The following is a 17,960-nucleotide window of genomic DNA, read 5'->3' as shown; positions in this document are numbered from 1 at the left end:
AGAGAATTATATAGGGATGATTATAGAAAGGGAGAAAAATGGTTCCACGCGGACGTCCGCGCAGCTTCGACCGCGATGCGGCGCTGGACAAGGTGATGAAGGTTTTCTGGGCCAAGGGCTATGAATGCGCCCAGATCAACGATTTCACGACCGCCATCGGCATCACGCCGCCGAGCTTTTATGCCGCTTTCGGCAATAAGGAGCAGGCATTTCGTGAGGCTGTCGACTATTATCGCCGCACCATCGGCGCCGTCCCTTTCGACGCGCTTGAAAATGCGCCCACCATTCATGACGGCTTGCGCCAATGGCTGGAGAAAACCGCCGACAGCGCCTTTGCCTGTCCGGCGGGCGGCTGCATGATCAGCGTCAGTTCGATCCAGTGCAAACCGGAAAATGTGCCTGTGAAGGAATTTCTCCAGGCCATCCGTCACGCCAATCATGAGCGGCTTTCAAAGCGCCTGCAACGAGCTGTCGCGACAGGCGAATTGCCTGCCGACGCCGATATTGCGCAGATGACCGAGTTTTATCACATGATCCAGCAGAGCATTTCCTTTGAAGCCCGCGACGGCAATTCGCGCGCCGCGGTGCAAAAGATCATCGATATGGCAATGCTGGCCATGCCTGCCCGTGCAACCGGGACGCCTGATCTCGTCAATTGATCCAATCCAGCAAGAGAAAATAGAAACGAAATCAAAACCGCTCGGAATAGCGCATATCAATCTTATTCCAAAAATTTAAAATACAAAAAGCGCCAGCCTGAATTTATCAGGCTGGCGCTTTCATCTCCATCACATGGCAGTCTTTATCCGCGAAGAACACCGCCGGTCTGTTTGGCGACACTTGCCACGACCTGTTTCGACAGCGTTTCCAGATCTTCATCCGTCAATGTGCGGTCCTGCGGCTGCAACAGCACCTCGACCGCAATCGACTTCTTGCCTTCACCGAGCGCGGCGCCTGTGAAGATATCGAAAACCTGAACGCCGACGATCAGTTTCTTGTCAGCAGACGAAACCGCCTTCACAACATTTCCGGCCTCGACACTTGCATCCACCACAAACGCAAAATCGCGCTTGAGGCTCTGGAACTGCGAGAGGTTGAGTGCGGGCTTGGTGCGGGTGGATTTTGCCTTCGGCTCAGGGATCGCATCGATATAGACTTCAAAGCCGCAAAGTGCGCCCGAAACATCAAGCGCTTCCAGCGTATCCGGATGGAACTCGCCGAAATAACCAAGCACGACCTTCGGTCCAAGCTTCAGCGTGCCCGAACGGCCCGGATGGAACCAGTCAGGGCCACCGGCTTCGATCTGGATGCGATCCACCGGCGCACCGGCAGCTTCCAATGCGGCCAGCGCATCGGCCTTGGCGTCGAACACGCCGACGGGTGCCGCATTGCCAGCCCAGAAACGGCCAGAGCCGTCAACCTTTGCCGTGCCGCGACGCACGCCACCGGCAACCCGGCGCTGCTTGTCCGGTGTGTCGCCTTCATAAATGCCCGACACCTCGAACAAGGCCGTATCGCCAAAGCCGCGATCCGCATTGCGCTGTGCCGCGGCCAACAGGCCCGGCAGAAGCGACGGACGCATGTCCGACATATCGGCAGCAATCGGGTTGGCAAGCTTCAGTTGCGAAGCGCCGCCGCCGAACGCCTTGGCCTGCGCTTCAGAAATGAAGGAATAGGTCACGGCTTCCATCATGCCGCGCGATGCCAGCATGCGGCGGGCATGGCGGGTGCGGATTTGCAGCGTCGTCAGAATACGGCCATTGACCGCGCCGTGGCTCGGCAAGGGCTGCGGCGCAATCTGATTGATGCCATGAATGCGCATGACTTCTTCAACGAGATCGGCCTTGCCTTCCACATCACCGCGCCATGATGGAACGGTTGCCTTGATGACCTTGCCGTCACCTTCAACGCCGAAGCCGAGACGCTTCAGGATATCGAGCGAGATTTCGTAAGGCACGTCGATGCCGGTCAGGCGCTTGACTTCCGAAACGGGGAAATCGATCACGCGCGGCGTGGGCTTGCTATAGCCAACCACATCGAGAACCGTGGGCTTTCCGCCGCAGAATTCCAGCACCAGCCTGGTCGCGATTTCCGCACCCGGCACCATCATTTCCGGATCGACGCCGCGTTCGAAGCGATAGCGCGCATCGGTGACGATGCCGAGTTCACGCCCCGTGCGCGCGATCATGCGTGGGTCCCAAAGTGCTGATTCAATCAGCACATCGACCGTGTTCTCGTCGCAGCCCGAATGTTCCCCGCCCATGATGCCGGCAATGGATTCAGGGCCGTTTTCATCGGCGATAACATACATGCCCGGCTTGAACTTGTATTCGCGCTGATCGAGACCGAGAATGGTTTCTCCGTCCCGTGCCTCGCGTACCGTCAGATTGCCCTTGACCTTGGTCGCATCGAAGACGTGCAGCGGACGGCCCTGATCGAAAGTCACGTAATTGGTGATGTCCACCAGCGCGTTGATCGGACGCAGGCCGATAGCCTTCAGGCGCTGCTGCATCCATTTCGGGCTTGGGCCGTTCTTCACGCCCTTGACCATGCGCAGCGCGAAGCCGGTGCAGAACGGGTTTTCGGCATCCTGATCCAGAATAACCTTCACAGGCGTTTCGCCTTCACCCTTGACCGCTTCCGGCAATGTATCTTTCAGCTTGCCGAGGCCGGCGGCGGCGAGATCGCGCGCAATGCCGCGAATGCCTGCACAATCAGCGCGGTTCGGCGTCAGACCAATTTCGATGATCGGATCGTCAAGGCCCATATAGGCGGCAAAACTGGTGCCCACCGGCGCATTTTCCGGCAGGTCGATGATTCCGTTATGCTCGTCGGACAATTCCAGCTCGCGCTCGGAGCACATCATGCCGAAACTTTCGACACCACGAATCTTGCCGACCGACAATGTGACGTCGAGGCCCGGAACATAGTCGCCCGGACGGCCCAGAACGCCGACCAGACCGGCGCGTGCATTGGGCGCACCGCAGACGACCTGAACCGGCTTGCCGTCACCCGTATCGACGGAGAGCACGCGCAGCTTGTCGGCATCCGGGTGCTGAACGGCGGTCAGCACCTTGGCGATCTTGAAGGCCTTGAAAGCGGCGCGGTCATCGACCCCATCCACTTCCAGACCGATATCGGTCAGTTTTTCGACGATTTCATCCAGTGCCGCATCGGTTTCAAGGTGATCCTTGAGCCAGGAAAGCGTGAATTTCATGATCGTGTTCTTTCCTAAATTTCAGCGTTTGAGCACTTCGACTACGCGAAAGCGCTCGCAAAGCAATTTCATGTCCGGAGAAAAGCCGCCGTTGCGGCGAAAATAGGCTTCGTGTCCTTTTCGCCAGTCATCCAGTGGACCTTCCCCCTCATCTTCCGCAAATGCGGCATCAACTTCATCAAAGCGGCGCACCGTCAATTCGACGGTTTCCAGCACCGCAGCAGGCCGGCCCTGACCGTCCAGAACCACATCGCGGCGACCGATGACCGGCATTGGCTCACCGTCTTCCCCGAAAGAGGCAAGCGCGGCACAGGTCGCGGTCTTTCGGCCCGCGAGCACCAGCGCAAGCAGCTCATCGGCGAGTTCCGGCGAATCGCCAAAGGCGAAGGTCACGGCATCGCGATAAGGTTCGGGCAGTTGCGTCATGCGCTCAGACCGCCGAACAGCGTCGGAATGTCGAGCGGACGGAAACCGTAATGCTCGATCCAGCGCACATCGGCGTCAAAGAAGGCGCGCAGATCAGGCATGCCATATTTCAGCATGGCAATGCGGTCGATGCCCATGCCCCAGGCAAAGCCCTGATAGACGTCCGGGTCGTAGCCGGAAGCGCGCAGCACATTGGGGTGCACCATGCCGCAGCCCAGAATTTCGAGCCAGTCATTGCCTTCGCCGAACTTCACATGCGGGCCGGAACGGTCGCACTGGATATCCACTTCAACCGATGGCTCGGTGAAGGGGAAGAAGCTTGGGCGCATGCGCATCTTGACCGAAGGTACTTCGAAGAATGCCTTGCAGAACTCTTCCAGCACCCATTTCATGTTGGCGACAGTGGCCGACTTGTCGACAACCAGACCCTCGACCTGATGGAACATCGGCGAATGGGTGGCATCGGAATCCATGCGGTACGTCTTCCCCGGAATGACAATGCGGATCGGCTCGTCGCGGCCCTCCTTGTCGCGGATGGCGGCGAACTTCTCCATGGTGTGCACCTGCACCGGCGAGGTATGGGTCCGCAGAAGCTTGCGCTCGCCCTTCTCGTCCGCATTGAAGAAGAACGTGTCGTGCATCTCGCGCGCCGGATGGCCTTCAGGAAAATTCAGCGCCGTGAAATTGTAATAGTCGGTTTCGATATCCGGACCTTCGGCAATCGAGAACCCCATATCGGCGAAGATTGCCGTGATCTCGTCGATCACCTGCGAAATCGGATGAATGCGGCCGCGCGATGCAGCACTTTCGCGGACAGGAAGCGTTACATCTACCTTCTCGCGCTCAAGTCGCTCTGCAATCGCCTGACGACGCAGCTCCGTCTTGCGCTCGGTCAACGCTTCGGTAACACGGTTTTTCAAACCGTTTATGGCCGGTCCCTGCGCCTGACGTTCTTCAGGCGTCATGCTGCCCAGCGTCTTCAGCTTTTCCGAAACAGAACCCTTCTTGCCAAGGGCCGCGACACGGACGGCTTCAATCGCCGGCTCGTCAGCCGCCGCCGCAATGTCTTCAAGAATCTGCCGTTCGAGTTGTTCTAGATCACTCATTGTTTAAATCCCTGTCGCGCCTGCGGCGCTCCACGCCTCTTGGTTCATATCCCTGTCGCGCCTGCGGCACGCCACGCCTCTTGGTTTAAATCCCTGTCGCGCCTATGGCGCTTCACGCCTCTTGTTTCCAGTTGCCGGTTGCGCCTGTGGCACCCCAAAAAATTCCGCTTTGCAGCCAAAGAAGCTTTTTCGTTACTCTCTTTGACCTGATTGGTGAGACGCATCAAGATTTGCGTCAAAAAATTCCATCGCCTGCAAAAGCCGCCTTCCATCGCCGCCGAGAAAAATGCGGCGGAACAGCCGCAGCGGCGCGATGGTAAATCGGAAAAATCCGACGATTTTCTCCAGTTCCGGCAGCACCGCTGCCGGGGCTAGCGCCCGGTAAGCCGCAAATGCCTGTTGCGGCGTCTCTGCAAGCCGCGCCTGCGCGGTGATCTGGAAGAACAAAAGCCAGACGTCGCGCGCCTGTGCGGCGGCAAGCGGCATGACCGTTTCCGGCTCCTCCTCGAAATCGAGAAAACCCGCTACGCCGTTCTTCTCGAAGAAATCGCGCGGGTGCGGACGCCCGTGGCAAAGCCCGACTGCATGCGCCTCGCCCAACGCGCGCGCGCAATGGATGAGAAGCGCGTCATGTCCTTCCGGATCATCATGGCCCAGATGGTCGAGCCGATCCTGAATGATCGGTGCAACATCGCTCAGAACCAACACCGCTCCATGGCGGTAGACGATCCTTGGCACCTGAAAGCCCGCCTGCATAAAGGCGCTCATCTTGCGCTCTTCGCGGTCGCCCATGCCTGCTTCTCCGATATTTTTCGGGCTGCGCAGGAAGGGATAGGGAAGAAGCGGCGAAATCAGGCTGTGCAGACGCTTCGGGAGCGGACGCCTTTCGGCATCATAGCGCTTGATCCAGACACGATGACCGCCAATGGCAGCGCTGGAAATGCGCTTGCCCTGGCTTTGGACGAGCAGAACCAGCAGGCTGCGGAGATCGTCCGCATCCAGATCCAGTCTCAGCTTGCCCGGTTCATCCTTCATGCCCGGTTTGCACTCCCCAAAAAGGAAAACCCGCGCCAGCCGAGCCAGCGCGGGTCCCCAAAATTATCGATACTGCTTGGGAAAGGCGGCTGGCTTAGCGGACAGCGCCTTCAAAAGCGTTCGGCGTCTCGGTGTTCTTGAGGTACTCGAGAGCCTTCTTTGCCGAAGCAACCAGCGCACCGAATGCATCCGGTTCGTGGATTGCGATGTCGGACAGAACCTTGCGGTCGATTTCGATGCCAGCCTTGGCCAGACCGTCAATGAAACGGCCATAGGTCAGGCCCTGCTCGCGGACAGCAGCGTTGATGCGCTGGATCCAGAGAGCGCGGAACGAGCGCTTGCGGTTCTTGCGGTCGCGGTAAGCATACTGCTTCGAACGGTCAACCGCAGCCTTGGCGGTGCGGATGGTGTTCTTGCGACGGCCACGGAAACCAGCAGCCTGATCCAGAACCTTCTTGTGCTTTGCGTGGGCGGTAACGCCGCGTTTTACGCGTGCCATGTTATGATCTCCTTCTCAGACTAATCTTAGAGGCCGTTCGGCAGGAACTGCTTCACGATCTTTGCATCGGCATCGGCGAGAACCATGGTGCCGCGTGCATCGCGAATGAACTTGTTCGAACGCTTGATCATGCCATGACGCTTACCAGCAGCTGCGGCCTTGATTTTGCCGGTGCCGGTGATCTTGAACCGCTTCTTGGCGGCCGATTTGGTCTTCATCTTGGGCATTTTGCTACTCCTTTGTTTAGTCCCCGTCGTGCCTGCGGCACTCCACGCATCTTGCTTCAAGCGGCGTCGGTATCTGCAACCGACCGGAACCCTGTTTTCACTTCCGGACTGACCAAGCCCGAAAAGCATACGAAACCGCCACGGCATGCCCTGCCGGGCGGTTCGAACGCGGCCTTATAGGCTCAAAGACCGCAAAACGCAATGCCCGAATTGGGCTGAATCGCGATCTAAACGTCAATAAAGATGGAGGAGCACCGGCAGAACTTGTGTGTCCTGCAAATATTCCACGAACTCGAAAAACGGATAGGCGACGAAAAACACCAGGCCATCCGTGAAGGTCCGGTACAGCCGGTCAGGACGGACGATCAGTTCCTTGTCGTCACGAAACAGCGAAGGCTTCGGGAAGAAGCGCGGGACGCTGGCGCAATAGGCTTCATACGGCTTGCCGAAATTCTGCTTCAGGAACTTCTCTTCCGTGCGGATGACGACCGAGAAAGCGAGATAGCAAAGCACGCCGAAAGTGATCGCGATGATGAGGCTGCCTGTCTGCGCGCCGATACCCATCGCACCTATGCTGCTGAAGACATAAAGCGGATTGCGCGTGACCGAATATGGACCGCTCTGCACGATTTCCGCGCTCTTGCGCCCGCCGATATAGAGGGTGCACCACATGCGGCCAATAATGGCGGCAACGATCAGGCTGAGGCCGAAAGCCTCGATATATTCGTGAAAATGCCCGGTCGACTGCGAGCCTACGAACAGCAGCGCCACGACCAGAAGCACCACTACGGCACCGATCGCGAGGCGCCGCCGCTGCTGATATTTCCCCAGTTCGCCCAAAGTCTTCATTGTGTTTCCATGATCCTAGGTTTGTCCGGGCAAATGAAAAGCCGCCCGAAGGCGGCTTTTCCAAGGCATTTCGCAAAGTTCAGCGCGGAGCGAGAACCATCATCATCTGACGGCCTTCAAGCTTCGGCTCGGACTCGACCTTGGCGATTTCAACAGTGTCTTCCTTGACGCGCTGCAAAAGCTTCATGCCAAGTTCCTGATGCGCCATTTCGCGTCCGCGGAAACGCAAGGTAACCTTGACCTTGTCGCCTTCCTCAAAGAAACGCAGAGCAGCCTTCATCTTCACCTCATAATCATGGGTGTCGATGTTCGGTCGCATCTTGATTTCCTTGATTTCAACCGTTTTCTGCTTCTTGCGCGCTTCGGCGGCCTTTTTCTGATTCTGATATTTCAGCTTGCCGAGGTCGACGATCTTGCAAACCGGAGGCTCTGCATTCGGCACGATCTCAACGAGATCGAGACCTGCTTCTTCCGCCATGGCCAGCGCTTCCTGAATGGAAACGTCGCCATGGTTCTGGCCTTCGGCATCGATAAGCTGAACCCGGGGAACCCGGATATCACGGTTGGAGCGCGGTCCGTCTTTCTGAACCGGCGTCGCTCTGAAGGGTCGGCGAATGGTCGTTATCTCCTGAATTGTTACGTCTCATGCGGTCGGATGCTTGCTGCCAAACGGCATGTCCCCGATCAAACCGCAGTTGATCGCGGAAATGTCGTCAAGCAGGCGGCGAAGTCAATAGCATCTTTGACAGGAAAAATCACCCCCGCGTGATAAACGTACTTTTTATTATCATTTCGCGGCGAACAAGCGGCATATCGGTCACATTTGCCGTCATTTCAAGGGCCTCGCCTCACATGGCGGGTTTTCTCTCTTTTCCGAACATGCCAAAACGTTCCCGGAAAATGAGGAGATCTGACATGAGCGTTGCGGGGCCGGAATTCATCGACGTGGATGGAGCAAAAATCGCCGTGCGGTACAGGGCGGGCGACAAGGCACCAGGCGTCGTCTGGCTCGGCGGATATCGTTCGGACATGCTGGGCACCAAAGCCGTTGTCCTCGACGAATGGGCGGCTGAGACCGGACACAGCGCCTTGCGTCACGATTATTCCGGCCACGGCTCCTCCGGCGGCGATTTCAATCAGGGCACCATCTCGCGCTGGCTGAACGAAAGCCTTACCGTTTATCGCAAATTTGCCAAAGGTCCGCAGATTCTGGTCGGGTCCTCCATGGGCGGCTGGATTGCGCTACGCATGGCGCAGGAACTCATGAAGGAAGGCAACCCGCCTGCCGGGATCGTGCTGATCGCGCCTGCTCCCGATTTCACCGCCGTGCTTGTGGAGCCGACACTTTCCGAAGCGCAGAAAAGCGACCTTCAGGAAAAAGGCTATTTTGAAGAACCCTCCGAATATTCGCCCAATCCCTACATCTACACTCGCGCCTTGATCGAGGACGGACGAAAAAATCTGGTTCTCAAAGGCATCATCGAGACGGGCTGTCCCGTGCACATCCTGCAAGGGATGCAGGACCCGGATGTTCCCTACAGGCATGCGCTGACACTGGTGGAGCATCTGCCGGTCGACGACGTGACCCTGACACTGGTGCGTGACGGCGACCATCGCCTGTCGCGACCGCAGGATCTCGATCTTCTGATCCGCACCGTGTCCGGTCTGGCGGAACGCATCGGCGAACAATCATAGCGGAGCACAGTCATGCGGTTTTCGGTTTTCGCTTCCTCCGCAGTTGCGGCCATTGTCGGCTTCGGCGGCACGTTGGCGCTCATCATTGCGGCAGCGCAAGTGCTGGGCGCCACGCAGGCTGAAACCGCAAGCTGGGTCACGGCGATCTGTCTCGCGATTGCCGCTTCCTCCGCATGGCTCAGTATCCGCTACAAGATGCCGATCATCGCCGCCTGGTCCACGCCGGGGCTGGCGCTGATCGGAGCCAGCGCCGGCTTCACCATGCCGGAAGCGGTCGGCGCTTTCATCGTGACTGCATTGGCACTGGTCGCCACCGGGCTGATCCGCCAGTTGTCGGTGCTCGTTTCACGCATCCCGGCTTCCGTCGCATCGGGCATGCTGGCGGGTGTGCTCCTCAGTTTCGTCATTGCCGCCGCCAAGACCGTGCCCGGCGATCCGGTTTTCGTCCTGCCGCTGGTGGCGCTGTTCTTCATCATACGCCTTTTCAATCCGTCGCTCGCCGTCATTGCTGTTCTGGTCATCGGCATGGTCTTTGCTCTGGTCACGGGGCGGTCGCCCGCGCTGCCCGCGCCTGAAATCTCCACGCTCACCCTCATCTGGCCGCAGTTTCACATGGGCGCGATGATCGGTATTGCGGTCCCGCTCTATCTGGTGACCATGGCGTCGCAAAACCTGCCGGGCTTCGCCGTGCTGCGCGCTTCCGGCTATGAGCCGCCTACCAGTGCCTGCCTACGGGTAACCGGCCTGTTTTCACTGTTGACTGCTCCTTTCGGGGCATCCACCACCAATCTTGCCGCGATCTCGGCAGCACTTTGCACCAACCCGGACGCACATCCGGATCACGCCAAACGCTGGCTGACCGGACCGGTCTATGCCGCGATCTATGTCGTGTTTGCCCTCTTCGGAGCGTCACTGGTCGCAATCTTTGCGGTGCTGCCGGTGACGCTCATCGCCCTTGTTGCCGGGCTTGCCCTGACCGGCCCGTTCATCAACGCCATGTCACTGGCGCTCAAGGATGAACAGGAGCGACTTGCCGCGACCATAACCTTTGCGGTGACAGCCTCCGGCATGGCGTTTTTCGGCATCGGTTCCGCCTTCTGGGCGCTGATAGCCGGACTTTGCGTCACTTTTCTTGAGCATCTCCGCAAAAAAATTTCGAATTAATCACATTGGTTAGGGGACGCATGGCCTGAATCCGCAGGTTGCATTCTTGAAAAGCCGCAATCTTCTCACCACGTCGATATCAAGCCGCCAGAAGAAATGCCCGCATGGGTGGGCTGGCTGGCCCTGGTTTCGCGCATGTAGCCGAACGATTGTCGAACGGTTTGATGGCATGCGCTTTTTTTGACGGAGCAGACCATGACCAATACTGCATTGATCCGCCCGGCATGGACGCCAGCCACGATTGCGCTGATGGTGCTCGGCTTTTTCCTGTTCTGGCCGCTTGGCCTTGCCATGCTCGCCTATATCCTCTGGGGTGATCGCCTCGAAGGGTTCAAGCGCGGCGTGAACGAGAAAACCGATTCCATGTTCGGCTCGTTCCGCAACTGCCACAAGGGCGAAAGCTTCAACTTCGGCGGCACCACCGGCAACGAGGCCTTTGATGAGTGGCGTCGTGCCGAGCTGGAACGACTGGCCGAAGAACGCCGCAAGCTTGAGGAAGCACGCGCCGAATTCGAAGCCTATGCCGCAGAATTGCGCCGTGCCCGCGACAAGCAAGAATTCGACCGCTTCATGGCCGAGCGCCGTGCCAGCGCGAAGAAGACGCCTGCCAAGGGTGGCAAGAACGACATCACCGATGTTTGAAATGCCCTAACACCCTGAAAACCTTGGAAACGGCGCGGTCAAACCGCGCCGTTTCGCTTTGAGCTGCAAATTTTTCTGGCTTTTTGAACGAATCGCTTATTCTTGAATGATGGGCCTTTCCTTTCTTCGGCAAATCAGCGGCAAAGGGGCATCCGCTGGGACGACAACCGTTCGCAGCGAACGCATTCACGCGGTCGCTGGGCGGGAACTTCCCTTGCGCGTTTTCGAAAATCCCCGTGCCAAACGGCTGACCTTGCGCATCGAAACCGGCGGCAAGGGATTGCGCGTCACGGTTCCGCCCGGCCTTCCCGAGCGCGAAGTGCTGAGTTTTCTCAATCGCCATGAAGGCTGGATCGAAAGCCGCATCGCAAAACTGCCAGACCAGCCGGGCGTGCGCGCCGGTATCAAAATCCCCTTGCGCGGCGTTCCGCACAAGATCGTGCACCAGCCGGGACGCGGCACGACCGAGCTTCTTGAAGGCAACATCCTGCTCGTCCATGGTGACCCGGCACATCTGCCGCGCCGCGTTGCCGATCACATCAAGCGCGAGGTGAAGCGCGAGATTGAGGCGCTTGTCGCCCGCCACACCGCCGCTGTCGGCCGCAAGGCGAAAGCGGTGCGTTTCAAGGATACGAAAAGCCGCTGGGGATCGTGCACCTCGGACGGCGTCCTTTCCTTCTCCTGGCGCATCGGCATGGCGCCTGCACCGGTGATCAATTATCTTGTCGCCCATGAAGTGGCCCATCTCATCGAGATGAACCATGGGCCCAAATTCTGGAAACTCTGCCATGAGCTTTGCCCCGACACGGAGCGCTGCAAGGCTTGGCTGAAGCGCAATGGCAGCGCATTACAGGCTATCGACTTTACATGAACCCATCCATACTGACCGCCGCCAAGGTGCTGTGGGATTATCACTGCATCTATGATCCGCTGGAAACCGCCGATGTCATCATCGGGCTTGGCAGCTATGATCCGCGCGTGGCCGAAAGAGCAGCCGATCTTTTTCTCGAAGGCATGGCGACCTGGCTGGTATTCACCGGCAAAAGCGGTCACTGGACGGAAAAGCTCTATAAGACAAGCGAAGCGGAAGCCTTTGCCGAAATCGCCATCAAGCGCGGCGTGCCGGAAAAAGCGATCACGATCGAGCCCAATGCCACCAATATCGGCGAAAACATAAGGTTCAGCCGCGAAAGGGTTGCGCCCGGCGCCATCAGCGCCATCCTTGTGACAAAGCCGCAGACCCAGCGCCGCGTTCTGGCGACTGTGGCGCGCCAATGGCCAGAAGCGCGCGCAAGCATCACTGCTCCCCTCACCGCCTTTGAAGACCAGCCGACGGCGGATCACCCGGTCGAAATGCTTATCCATGAGATGACTGGCGACCTGCAACGCATTCTGGAATATCCCGCCAAGGGCTACCAGATCGCGCAGGCAGTTCCCCTTGAGGTCATGGAGGCGTATGATTTTCTGATTGCACAGGGTTTTGACGGGCATCCGGTCCGATAGCAACTTGAGTAGTGCCCTGATTTGTGCGACGGGAAACCTATGGTCCTTGATATCAAAATATGCGGGTTGAAGACGCCGGAGGCCGTTGCCGCCGCCCTCGACGGCGGGGCGACGCATATCGGTTTCATCTTCTTTCCCAAAAGCCCGCGCCATATAACGCCGCAGACAGCGGCAAGCCTGCGCGATGCGGTCAAGGGACGCGCGCTTGCGGTTGCCGTTACAGTCGATGCCGACGATGAAACGCTGGACGACATCGTGAAAACGGTGAAGCCCGACATTTTGCAGCTGCATGGCCACGAGACGCCGGAACGCGTGGCCTCCATCAAGGCGCGTTATGGCTTGCCGGTCATGAAGGCTTTTTCGGTGCGCGAGGCCAGCGATCTAGCGCCGATTGCGGCCTATAAAGGCATAGCCGACCGTTTCCTATTCGATGCCAAGCCGCCGAAGGGATCGGAGCTTCCGGGCGGCAATGGCGTGTCATTCGACTGGGAACTTCTGGCTGCGCTTGACGCGGATATCGATTACATGCTTTCCGGTGGATTGAATGCGGACAATATCGCAGAGGCGCTGCACAAGACCCAGGCGCCCGGTATCGATATATCGTCCGGCGTCGAGCGCGCGCCCGGCGAAAAGGATGTGCGCCTCATCGAGAATTTTTTCCGGGCTGTCACTGACGCCCGCAGACAGCCTGAAATGACGGAGCGAAAGCGTTGAACAAGCCGGTTGAACCCAATTCCTACAAAACAGGCCCCGATGAAGAGGGCATGTTCGGTATTTTCGGCGGACGCTTTGTTGCCGAAACGCTGATGCCGCTGATCCTCGAATTGCAGGAAGCCTATGAAACGGCGAAGAACGATCCTGAGTTCAAGGCGGAACTGAACGCGCTTTCCACCTACTATGCCGGTCGTCCTTCCAAGCTCTATTATGCCGAAGGCCTGACCAAGCATCTGGGCGGCGCGAAGATTTACTTCAAGCGCGAAGACCTCAATCACACCGGCAGTCACAAGATCAATAATTGCCTTGGCCAGATTCTGCTGGCCAAGCGCATGGGCAAGACCCGCATCATCGCCGAAACCGGCGCTGGCCAGCATGGCGTGGCATCTGCCACCGTTGCCGCGCGTTTCGGCCTGCCCTGCGTGGTCTATATGGGCGCAACCGATGTCGAGCGCCAGAAGCCGAACGTGTTCCGCATGAAGCTGCTCGGCGCCGAAGTGAAGCCCGTCACTGCTGGCAACGGCACGCTGAAAGACGCGATGAACGAAGCCCTGCGTGACTGGGTGACGAATGTCGAAGACACCTATTACCTGATCGGCACTGCTGCCGGCCCGCATCCCTATCCGGAACTGGTGCGCGATTTCCAGTCGGTGATCGGTAACGAGGCACGCCAGCAGATTCTGGAACAGGAAGGACGCCTGCCGGACGTGATCGTGGCAGCGGTTGGCGGCGGTTCCAACGCCATCGGCCTGTTCCATCCGTTCCTCGACGATGCCTCCGTGAAGATCGTCGGCGTGGAAGCTGGCGGGCGCGGTCTTGACGGTGACGAACATTGCGCCTCGATGAGCGCTGGCCGTCCCGGCGTGCTGCATGGCAACCGCACCTATCTCCTCCAGAACGATGACGGCCAGATTCTCGAAGGCCACTCTGTTTCTGCTGGTCTCGACTATCCCGGCGTCGGGCCGGAACATTCATGGCTGAAAGACAGCGGGCGCGTCGACTATGTGCCGATCCTCGATGATGAGGCGCTGGATGCATTCCAGCTTTGCACCCGCACCGAAGGCATCATCCCCGCCCTCGAATCCGCCCATGCCATCGCGCAGGCCGTGAAAATGGCCCCGACCATGGGCAAGGATCAGGTCATGATCGTCAATCTGTCCGGTCGTGGCGACAAGGATGTCCACACGGTCGGCAAACTTCTCGGCATGGACATTTGACATGGGCAACGACGTCGCCGAAATCTCCGTCTACAAGCCGCGCGCCGCATGGTTCGACGGCCTGACGACGTGCGGTCCGGCGACGATCAAGCTCAACATCATCGAAGCCGATCCGGCCAATCCTGTCGCGGAGGCGGCTGTCGGCCTCGCCCGCAGACAGATCGAGACCGCCGCTGAAAAGCTCGCCGCCCTGCCGCATCTGGGCGTGGGTTTCGCGATTCTGCATCAGGGTGAGGATGGCCTGTGGCTACTCCTGCACTGGTGGCTTGAGGGCGGCATTGCCACGGAAATCCTCTGGCAGTCGGAACTCGGCGACGAGGTGGAATTCATGCCCGCACAGCCGCTCTTGATGGCCTGCGTGTGGGAACTGGGAATCATAGACTTTGAACGGCGCGCATGGATGGAAACGGCGATGGCGGGCAAGCCCGTTGCCGACTATCTGGCGCGCACTTTGCCACGGGGCACGGTATGACTACTCGCATCGACACCAAATTCGCTGAACTGAAGGCCGAGGGCCGTCCGGCGCTCGTTACCTATTTCATGGGTGGCGATCCGGATCTCGAAACCTCGCTCAAGGTGATGAAAGCCCTGCCAAAGGCCGGTGCGGACGTGATCGAGCTTGGCATGCCATTTTCCGATCCGATGGCGGATGGTCCGGCTATTCAGGCGGCAGGCCTTCGCGCCCTCAACGCCGGCCAGACCCTGGCGAAGACGCTGCGCATGGCGGCAGAATTCCGCAAGGAAGACGACACGACCCCGATCGTGATGATGGGCTATTACAACCCGATCTATATCTATGGCGTGGAGCGCTTTCTGGCTGATGCCAAGGCTTCCGGCGTGGATGGGCTGATCGTTGTAGATCTTCCTTCCGAAATGGATGCCGAGCTTTGCATTCCGGCCATGAAGGCGGGCATCAATTTCATTCGCCTCACCACGCCGACCACCGACGACAAGCGCCTGCCAAAGGTGCTGCACAATTCATCGGGCTTCGTCTATTACGTCTCGATGAACGGCATTACCGGTTCGGCTATTGCCGATACGGCAAAGGTTGGCGAAGCCGTGCGCCACATCAAGAAGAGCACCGATCTGCCGATCTGCGTCGGTTTCGGCGTCAAGACGCCGGAGCACGCCGCAGCCATCGCCGCCCATGCGGATGGCGTCGTCGTCGGCACGGCGATTGTCAACGCGATTGCCGGTGAACTGGACGAAAACGGCAAGGCGAAGGGCGATCCTGTCGCCGCCGCAACCCGGCTTGTCCACGCTCTTGCAGAGAGTGTTCGCGCCACACGCCTTGAAGCCGCCCAATAAATCGTCCATTTAAAGCGCATCCTAGAAAGTGCGAAGCGGTTTTTGGGCAAGATGCGCGCTAAGACTCTAAGCGGCTGACAAGCTCTTTGCCGAAGAACAAGAAACGGAACCAAACGTCATGAACTGGATCACCAACTACGTCCGTCCGAAGATCAATTCGATGCTCGGGCGTCGTGAAATGCCGGAAAACCTCTGGATCAAGGATCCGTCGACCGGTGAAATGGTGTTTCACAAGGACCTTGAGAGCAACCAGTTTGTGATCCCCTCCTCGGGCCATCACATGCGCATCAAGGCAAAGGATCGCCTGCGCTTCTTCTTCGACAATGGCGAATACACCACGCTTGAAGCACCGAAAGTGCCGGTCGATCCGCTGAAATTCCGCGACGAGAAGAAATATATCGATCGTCTCAAGGATTACCGCACCCGCACCGGCATGGATGACGCCATCGTCAACGGCATCGGCACCATTGAAGGCCTGCCGATTGTCGCCACCGTTCAGGATTTCGGCTTCATGGGCGGCTCGCTTGGCATGGGCGCCGGCGAAGCGATCATCCAGGGCTTTGAAAAGGCCATTGAGCTGAAGCGTCCCATGGTTCTGTTCGCCGCCTCCGGTGGCGCACGCATGCAGGAAGGCATCCTGTCGCTCATGCAGCTTCCGCGCACCACGGTTGCCGTGGAAATGCTGAAAGAGGCAGGCCTGCCCTATATCGTCGTCCTGACCAACCCGACCACCGGCGGTGTGACGGCTTCCTATGCCATGCTGGGCGATATCCACATCGCCGAACCCGGCGCACTGATCGGCTTTGCCGGACCGCGCGTCATCGAACAGACGATCCGCGAAAAGCTCCCCGAGGGCTTCCAGAGCGCCGATTATCTCATGGAACACGGCATGGTCGACATGGTCGTCTCTCGCCTTGAATTGAAGAGCACGATTGCGCGCCTCCTCAAGATCATGACCAAGCAGCCAGCCAACAGCGATACTCCGGACGCCAAGAAGACGGAAGCAAACAGCAAGGCAGCCTGATCGTGACAGAAAAAGCCGCCGCCGCAATCGAGCGGCTTATGCAGTTGCATCCAAAGGGTTTTGATCTTTCCCTGGACCGCATCCGCGGTCTTCTGGAAAAGCTTGGCAATCCGCATCTGAAGCTGCCGCCGGTCATCCACATTGCCGGAACCAACGGCAAGGGATCGGCGACCGCTTTCTGCCGTGCGCTTCTGGAGGCAGGCGGCTTCGACGTTCACGTCCACACCTCGCCGCACCTTGTCCACTGGCACGAGCGCTATCGTCTGGCGGCGCCCGGCGGCGGAAAGCTGGTCAGCGATGATGTTCTGGCCGACGCCATAGAACGTGTTGCAGCGGCCAATGGCGGGCAGCACATCACCGTTTTCGAAATCCTGACCGCTGTGGCCTTCGTGCTCTTTTCCGAGCATCCGGCGGATGTCGTCGTCATGGAAGTAGGCCTCGGCGGGCGTTTCGACGCCACCAATGTCATTACCGATCCCGCTGTCTCGCTCATCATGCCGGTTTCCATCGACCATCAGGCCTATCTCGGTGACCGTGTGGAGCTTATTGCCGCCGAAAAGGCCGGCATCATCAAGAAGGAATGCCCGGTCGTCGTCGGCTTCCAGCCCTTCGATGCGGCGCGGGAAGTGCTTGTCTCGACAGCAGACCGGCTTGACTGTCCGGTTTCGGTCTACGGACAGGATTTTCTCGCCTTCGAGGAACATGGCCGCATGGTGTTCCAGAACGAGGATGGCCTGATCGACCTGCCTCTGCCGCGCCTGCCCGGACGCCATCAGATTTCCAATGCCGCAGCCGCAATCGAGGCCGTGCAGATGGCCGGTTTCAGCCTGACCGACAAGGCAGTCGAAAAGGCGCTGATGGTGGTGGACTGGCCTGCCCGCATGCAGCGGCTGACCCATGGCGCGCTCGTGGATATGGCCCCTGCAGCATCCGAAATCTGGCTTGATGGCGGTCATAATCCGGGTGCGGGCGCCGTGATCGCGGAAGCCTTCGGCGACCTTGAAGAGCGCAATGCACGCCCGCTGTTCCTCATCACCGGCATGATCAACACCAAGGACCCGGTCGGCTATTTCGAAGCCTTTTCCGGCATGGCGCGGCATGTTTTCACCGTGCCCATCCCGTCCAGCGATGCGGGCATCCCCAATGATGAACTGGCGGTTTCCGCGCAGAAGGCCAATCTTTCGGCAGAGCCCGTGCATTCGGTTGCCAATGCGTTGAAACTTTTGCGCGACACATGGCCTTCGGATGAAGCGCCGCCGCGCATCCTGATTGGCGGATCGCTTTATCTCGCGGGCGAAGTCCTGCGAGACAACGGAACCCCGCCTGTTTGACTG

The 17,960-nt window shown here is 58.9% G+C and carries 21 protein-coding genes; 13 read left to right on the top strand and 8 right to left on the bottom strand.

The genetic code is table 11. The features are described 5' to 3' along the window. The first annotated feature begins 38 nt into the window (after positions 1-38). Positions 39-659 carry a TetR/AcrR family transcriptional regulator gene (locus tag AC0TOF_RS09970; RefSeq protein WP_122002857.1) on the top strand — a complete coding sequence of 207 codons (621 nt, stop codon included), beginning with the start codon at positions 39-41 and terminating at the stop codon, positions 657-659. 143 nt (positions 660-802) lie between these two features. Here the strand turns inward: AC0TOF_RS09970 and pheT are convergent, their stop codons facing one another. The 8 genes from pheT to infC all read right to left on the bottom strand — a co-directional run bounded on the left by pheT (position 803) and on the right by infC (position 7,975). Next, positions 803-3,217, bottom strand: coding sequence for a phenylalanine--tRNA ligase subunit beta (gene pheT / locus AC0TOF_RS09965; RefSeq protein ID WP_473768097.1), 2,415 nt, complete (start codon positions 3,215-3,217; stop codon positions 803-805). Between the two features lie 21 nt (positions 3,218-3,238). Beyond that, positions 3,239-3,643, bottom strand: a complete 405-nt coding sequence (locus AC0TOF_RS09960; RefSeq protein WP_473768096.1) for an ASCH domain-containing protein — start codon at positions 3,641-3,643, stop codon at positions 3,239-3,241. Then, positions 3,640-4,749 carry a phenylalanine--tRNA ligase subunit alpha gene (gene pheS, locus AC0TOF_RS09955; RefSeq protein ID WP_122002854.1) on the bottom strand — a complete coding sequence of 370 codons (1,110 nt, stop codon included), beginning with the start codon at positions 4,747-4,749 and terminating at the stop codon, positions 3,640-3,642. The genes AC0TOF_RS09960 and pheS overlap by 4 nt, the downstream gene beginning before the upstream one ends. A gap of 192 nt (positions 4,750-4,941) precedes the next feature. After that, complete coding sequence (locus AC0TOF_RS09950; protein WP_473768095.1) at positions 4,942-5,784, bottom strand: BUD32 family EKC/KEOPS complex subunit; 843 nt, start codon at positions 5,782-5,784, stop codon at positions 4,942-4,944. A gap of 94 nt (positions 5,785-5,878) precedes the next feature. Beyond that, on the bottom strand, positions 5,879-6,283 hold the full coding sequence (gene rplT, locus AC0TOF_RS09945; RefSeq protein WP_006468099.1) for a 50S ribosomal protein L20: 405 nt from the start codon (positions 6,281-6,283) through the stop codon (positions 5,879-5,881). Between the two features lie 26 nt (positions 6,284-6,309). Further along, complete coding sequence (gene rpmI / locus AC0TOF_RS09940; RefSeq protein WP_006473268.1) at positions 6,310-6,510, bottom strand: 50S ribosomal protein L35; 201 nt, start codon at positions 6,508-6,510, stop codon at positions 6,310-6,312. Positions 6,511-6,744: 234 nt separating this feature from the next. Continuing rightward, positions 6,745-7,359 carry a methyltransferase family protein gene (locus tag AC0TOF_RS09935; RefSeq protein ID WP_122002852.1) on the bottom strand — a complete coding sequence of 205 codons (615 nt, stop codon included), beginning with the start codon at positions 7,357-7,359 and terminating at the stop codon, positions 6,745-6,747. Positions 7,360-7,438: 79 nt separating this feature from the next. After that, positions 7,439-7,975 carry a translation initiation factor IF-3 gene (gene infC / locus AC0TOF_RS09930; protein WP_122002851.1) on the bottom strand — a complete coding sequence of 179 codons (537 nt, stop codon included), beginning with the start codon at positions 7,973-7,975 and terminating at the stop codon, positions 7,439-7,441. Between infC and AC0TOF_RS09925 the strand changes: the two genes are divergently transcribed. The 12 genes from AC0TOF_RS09925 to AC0TOF_RS09870 all read left to right on the top strand — a co-directional run bounded on the left by AC0TOF_RS09925 (position 7,868) and on the right by AC0TOF_RS09870 (position 17,957). After that, positions 7,868-8,128 carry a hypothetical protein gene (locus AC0TOF_RS09925; RefSeq protein ID WP_473768094.1) on the top strand — a complete coding sequence of 87 codons (261 nt, stop codon included), beginning with the start codon at positions 7,868-7,870 and terminating at the stop codon, positions 8,126-8,128. The genes infC and AC0TOF_RS09925 overlap by 108 nt on opposite strands. 146 nt (positions 8,129-8,274) lie before the next feature. Beyond that, positions 8,275-9,054 carry an alpha/beta hydrolase gene (locus tag AC0TOF_RS09920; RefSeq protein WP_473768093.1) on the top strand — a complete coding sequence of 260 codons (780 nt, stop codon included), beginning with the start codon at positions 8,275-8,277 and terminating at the stop codon, positions 9,052-9,054. A 12-nt stretch (positions 9,055-9,066) separates the two neighbouring features. Further along, entirely contained in the window at positions 9,067-10,218 is a 1,152-nt protein-coding gene (locus AC0TOF_RS09915) for a benzoate/H(+) symporter BenE family transporter (RefSeq protein ID WP_122002848.1), read from the top strand. A 195-nt stretch (positions 10,219-10,413) separates the two neighbouring features. After that, a complete protein-coding gene (locus tag AC0TOF_RS09910) occupies positions 10,414-10,860 on the top strand; it encodes a DUF2852 domain-containing protein (RefSeq protein ID WP_122002847.1) in 447 nt (148 codons plus the stop codon). A gap of 109 nt (positions 10,861-10,969) precedes the next feature. Further along, positions 10,970-11,731 (top strand): M48 family metallopeptidase, encoded by a 762-nt coding sequence (locus AC0TOF_RS09905; protein WP_473768119.1) that lies wholly within the window; start codon positions 10,970-10,972, stop codon positions 11,729-11,731. Then, positions 11,728-12,363, top strand: a complete 636-nt coding sequence (locus tag AC0TOF_RS09900; RefSeq protein WP_473768092.1) for a YdcF family protein — start codon at positions 11,728-11,730, stop codon at positions 12,361-12,363. Before AC0TOF_RS09905 ends, AC0TOF_RS09900 begins: the two co-directional genes overlap by 4 nt. A gap of 39 nt (positions 12,364-12,402) precedes the next feature. After that, positions 12,403-13,077: a phosphoribosylanthranilate isomerase gene (locus AC0TOF_RS09895; RefSeq protein WP_473768091.1), complete on the top strand. Its 675-nt coding sequence runs from the start codon at positions 12,403-12,405 to the stop codon at positions 13,075-13,077. Next, entirely contained in the window at positions 13,074-14,294 is a 1,221-nt protein-coding gene (trpB, locus tag AC0TOF_RS09890; RefSeq protein WP_473768090.1) for a tryptophan synthase subunit beta, read from the top strand. Before AC0TOF_RS09895 ends, trpB begins: the two co-directional genes overlap by 4 nt. A 1-nt stretch (position 14,295) precedes the next feature. Then, entirely contained in the window at positions 14,296-14,766 is a 471-nt protein-coding gene (locus tag AC0TOF_RS09885; protein WP_121981238.1) for a hypothetical protein, read from the top strand. After that, positions 14,763-15,602 (top strand): tryptophan synthase subunit alpha, encoded by an 840-nt coding sequence (gene trpA / locus AC0TOF_RS09880; protein ID WP_473768089.1) that lies wholly within the window; start codon positions 14,763-14,765, stop codon positions 15,600-15,602. Before AC0TOF_RS09885 ends, trpA begins: the two co-directional genes overlap by 4 nt. 118 nt (positions 15,603-15,720) lie before the next feature. Beyond that, complete coding sequence (gene accD / locus AC0TOF_RS09875; RefSeq protein ID WP_122002842.1) at positions 15,721-16,626, top strand: acetyl-CoA carboxylase, carboxyltransferase subunit beta; 906 nt, start codon at positions 15,721-15,723, stop codon at positions 16,624-16,626. A 38-nt stretch (positions 16,627-16,664) separates the two neighbouring features. Continuing rightward, positions 16,665-17,957, top strand: coding sequence for a bifunctional folylpolyglutamate synthase/dihydrofolate synthase (locus tag AC0TOF_RS09870; RefSeq protein ID WP_473768118.1), 1,293 nt, complete (start codon positions 16,665-16,667; stop codon positions 17,955-17,957). Positions 17,958-17,960 lie beyond the last annotated feature (3 nt).

Source organism: Ochrobactrum sp. PL_is501, assembly GCF_055816895.1.
This window is presented reverse-complemented; position numbering and strand designations above follow the sequence as displayed.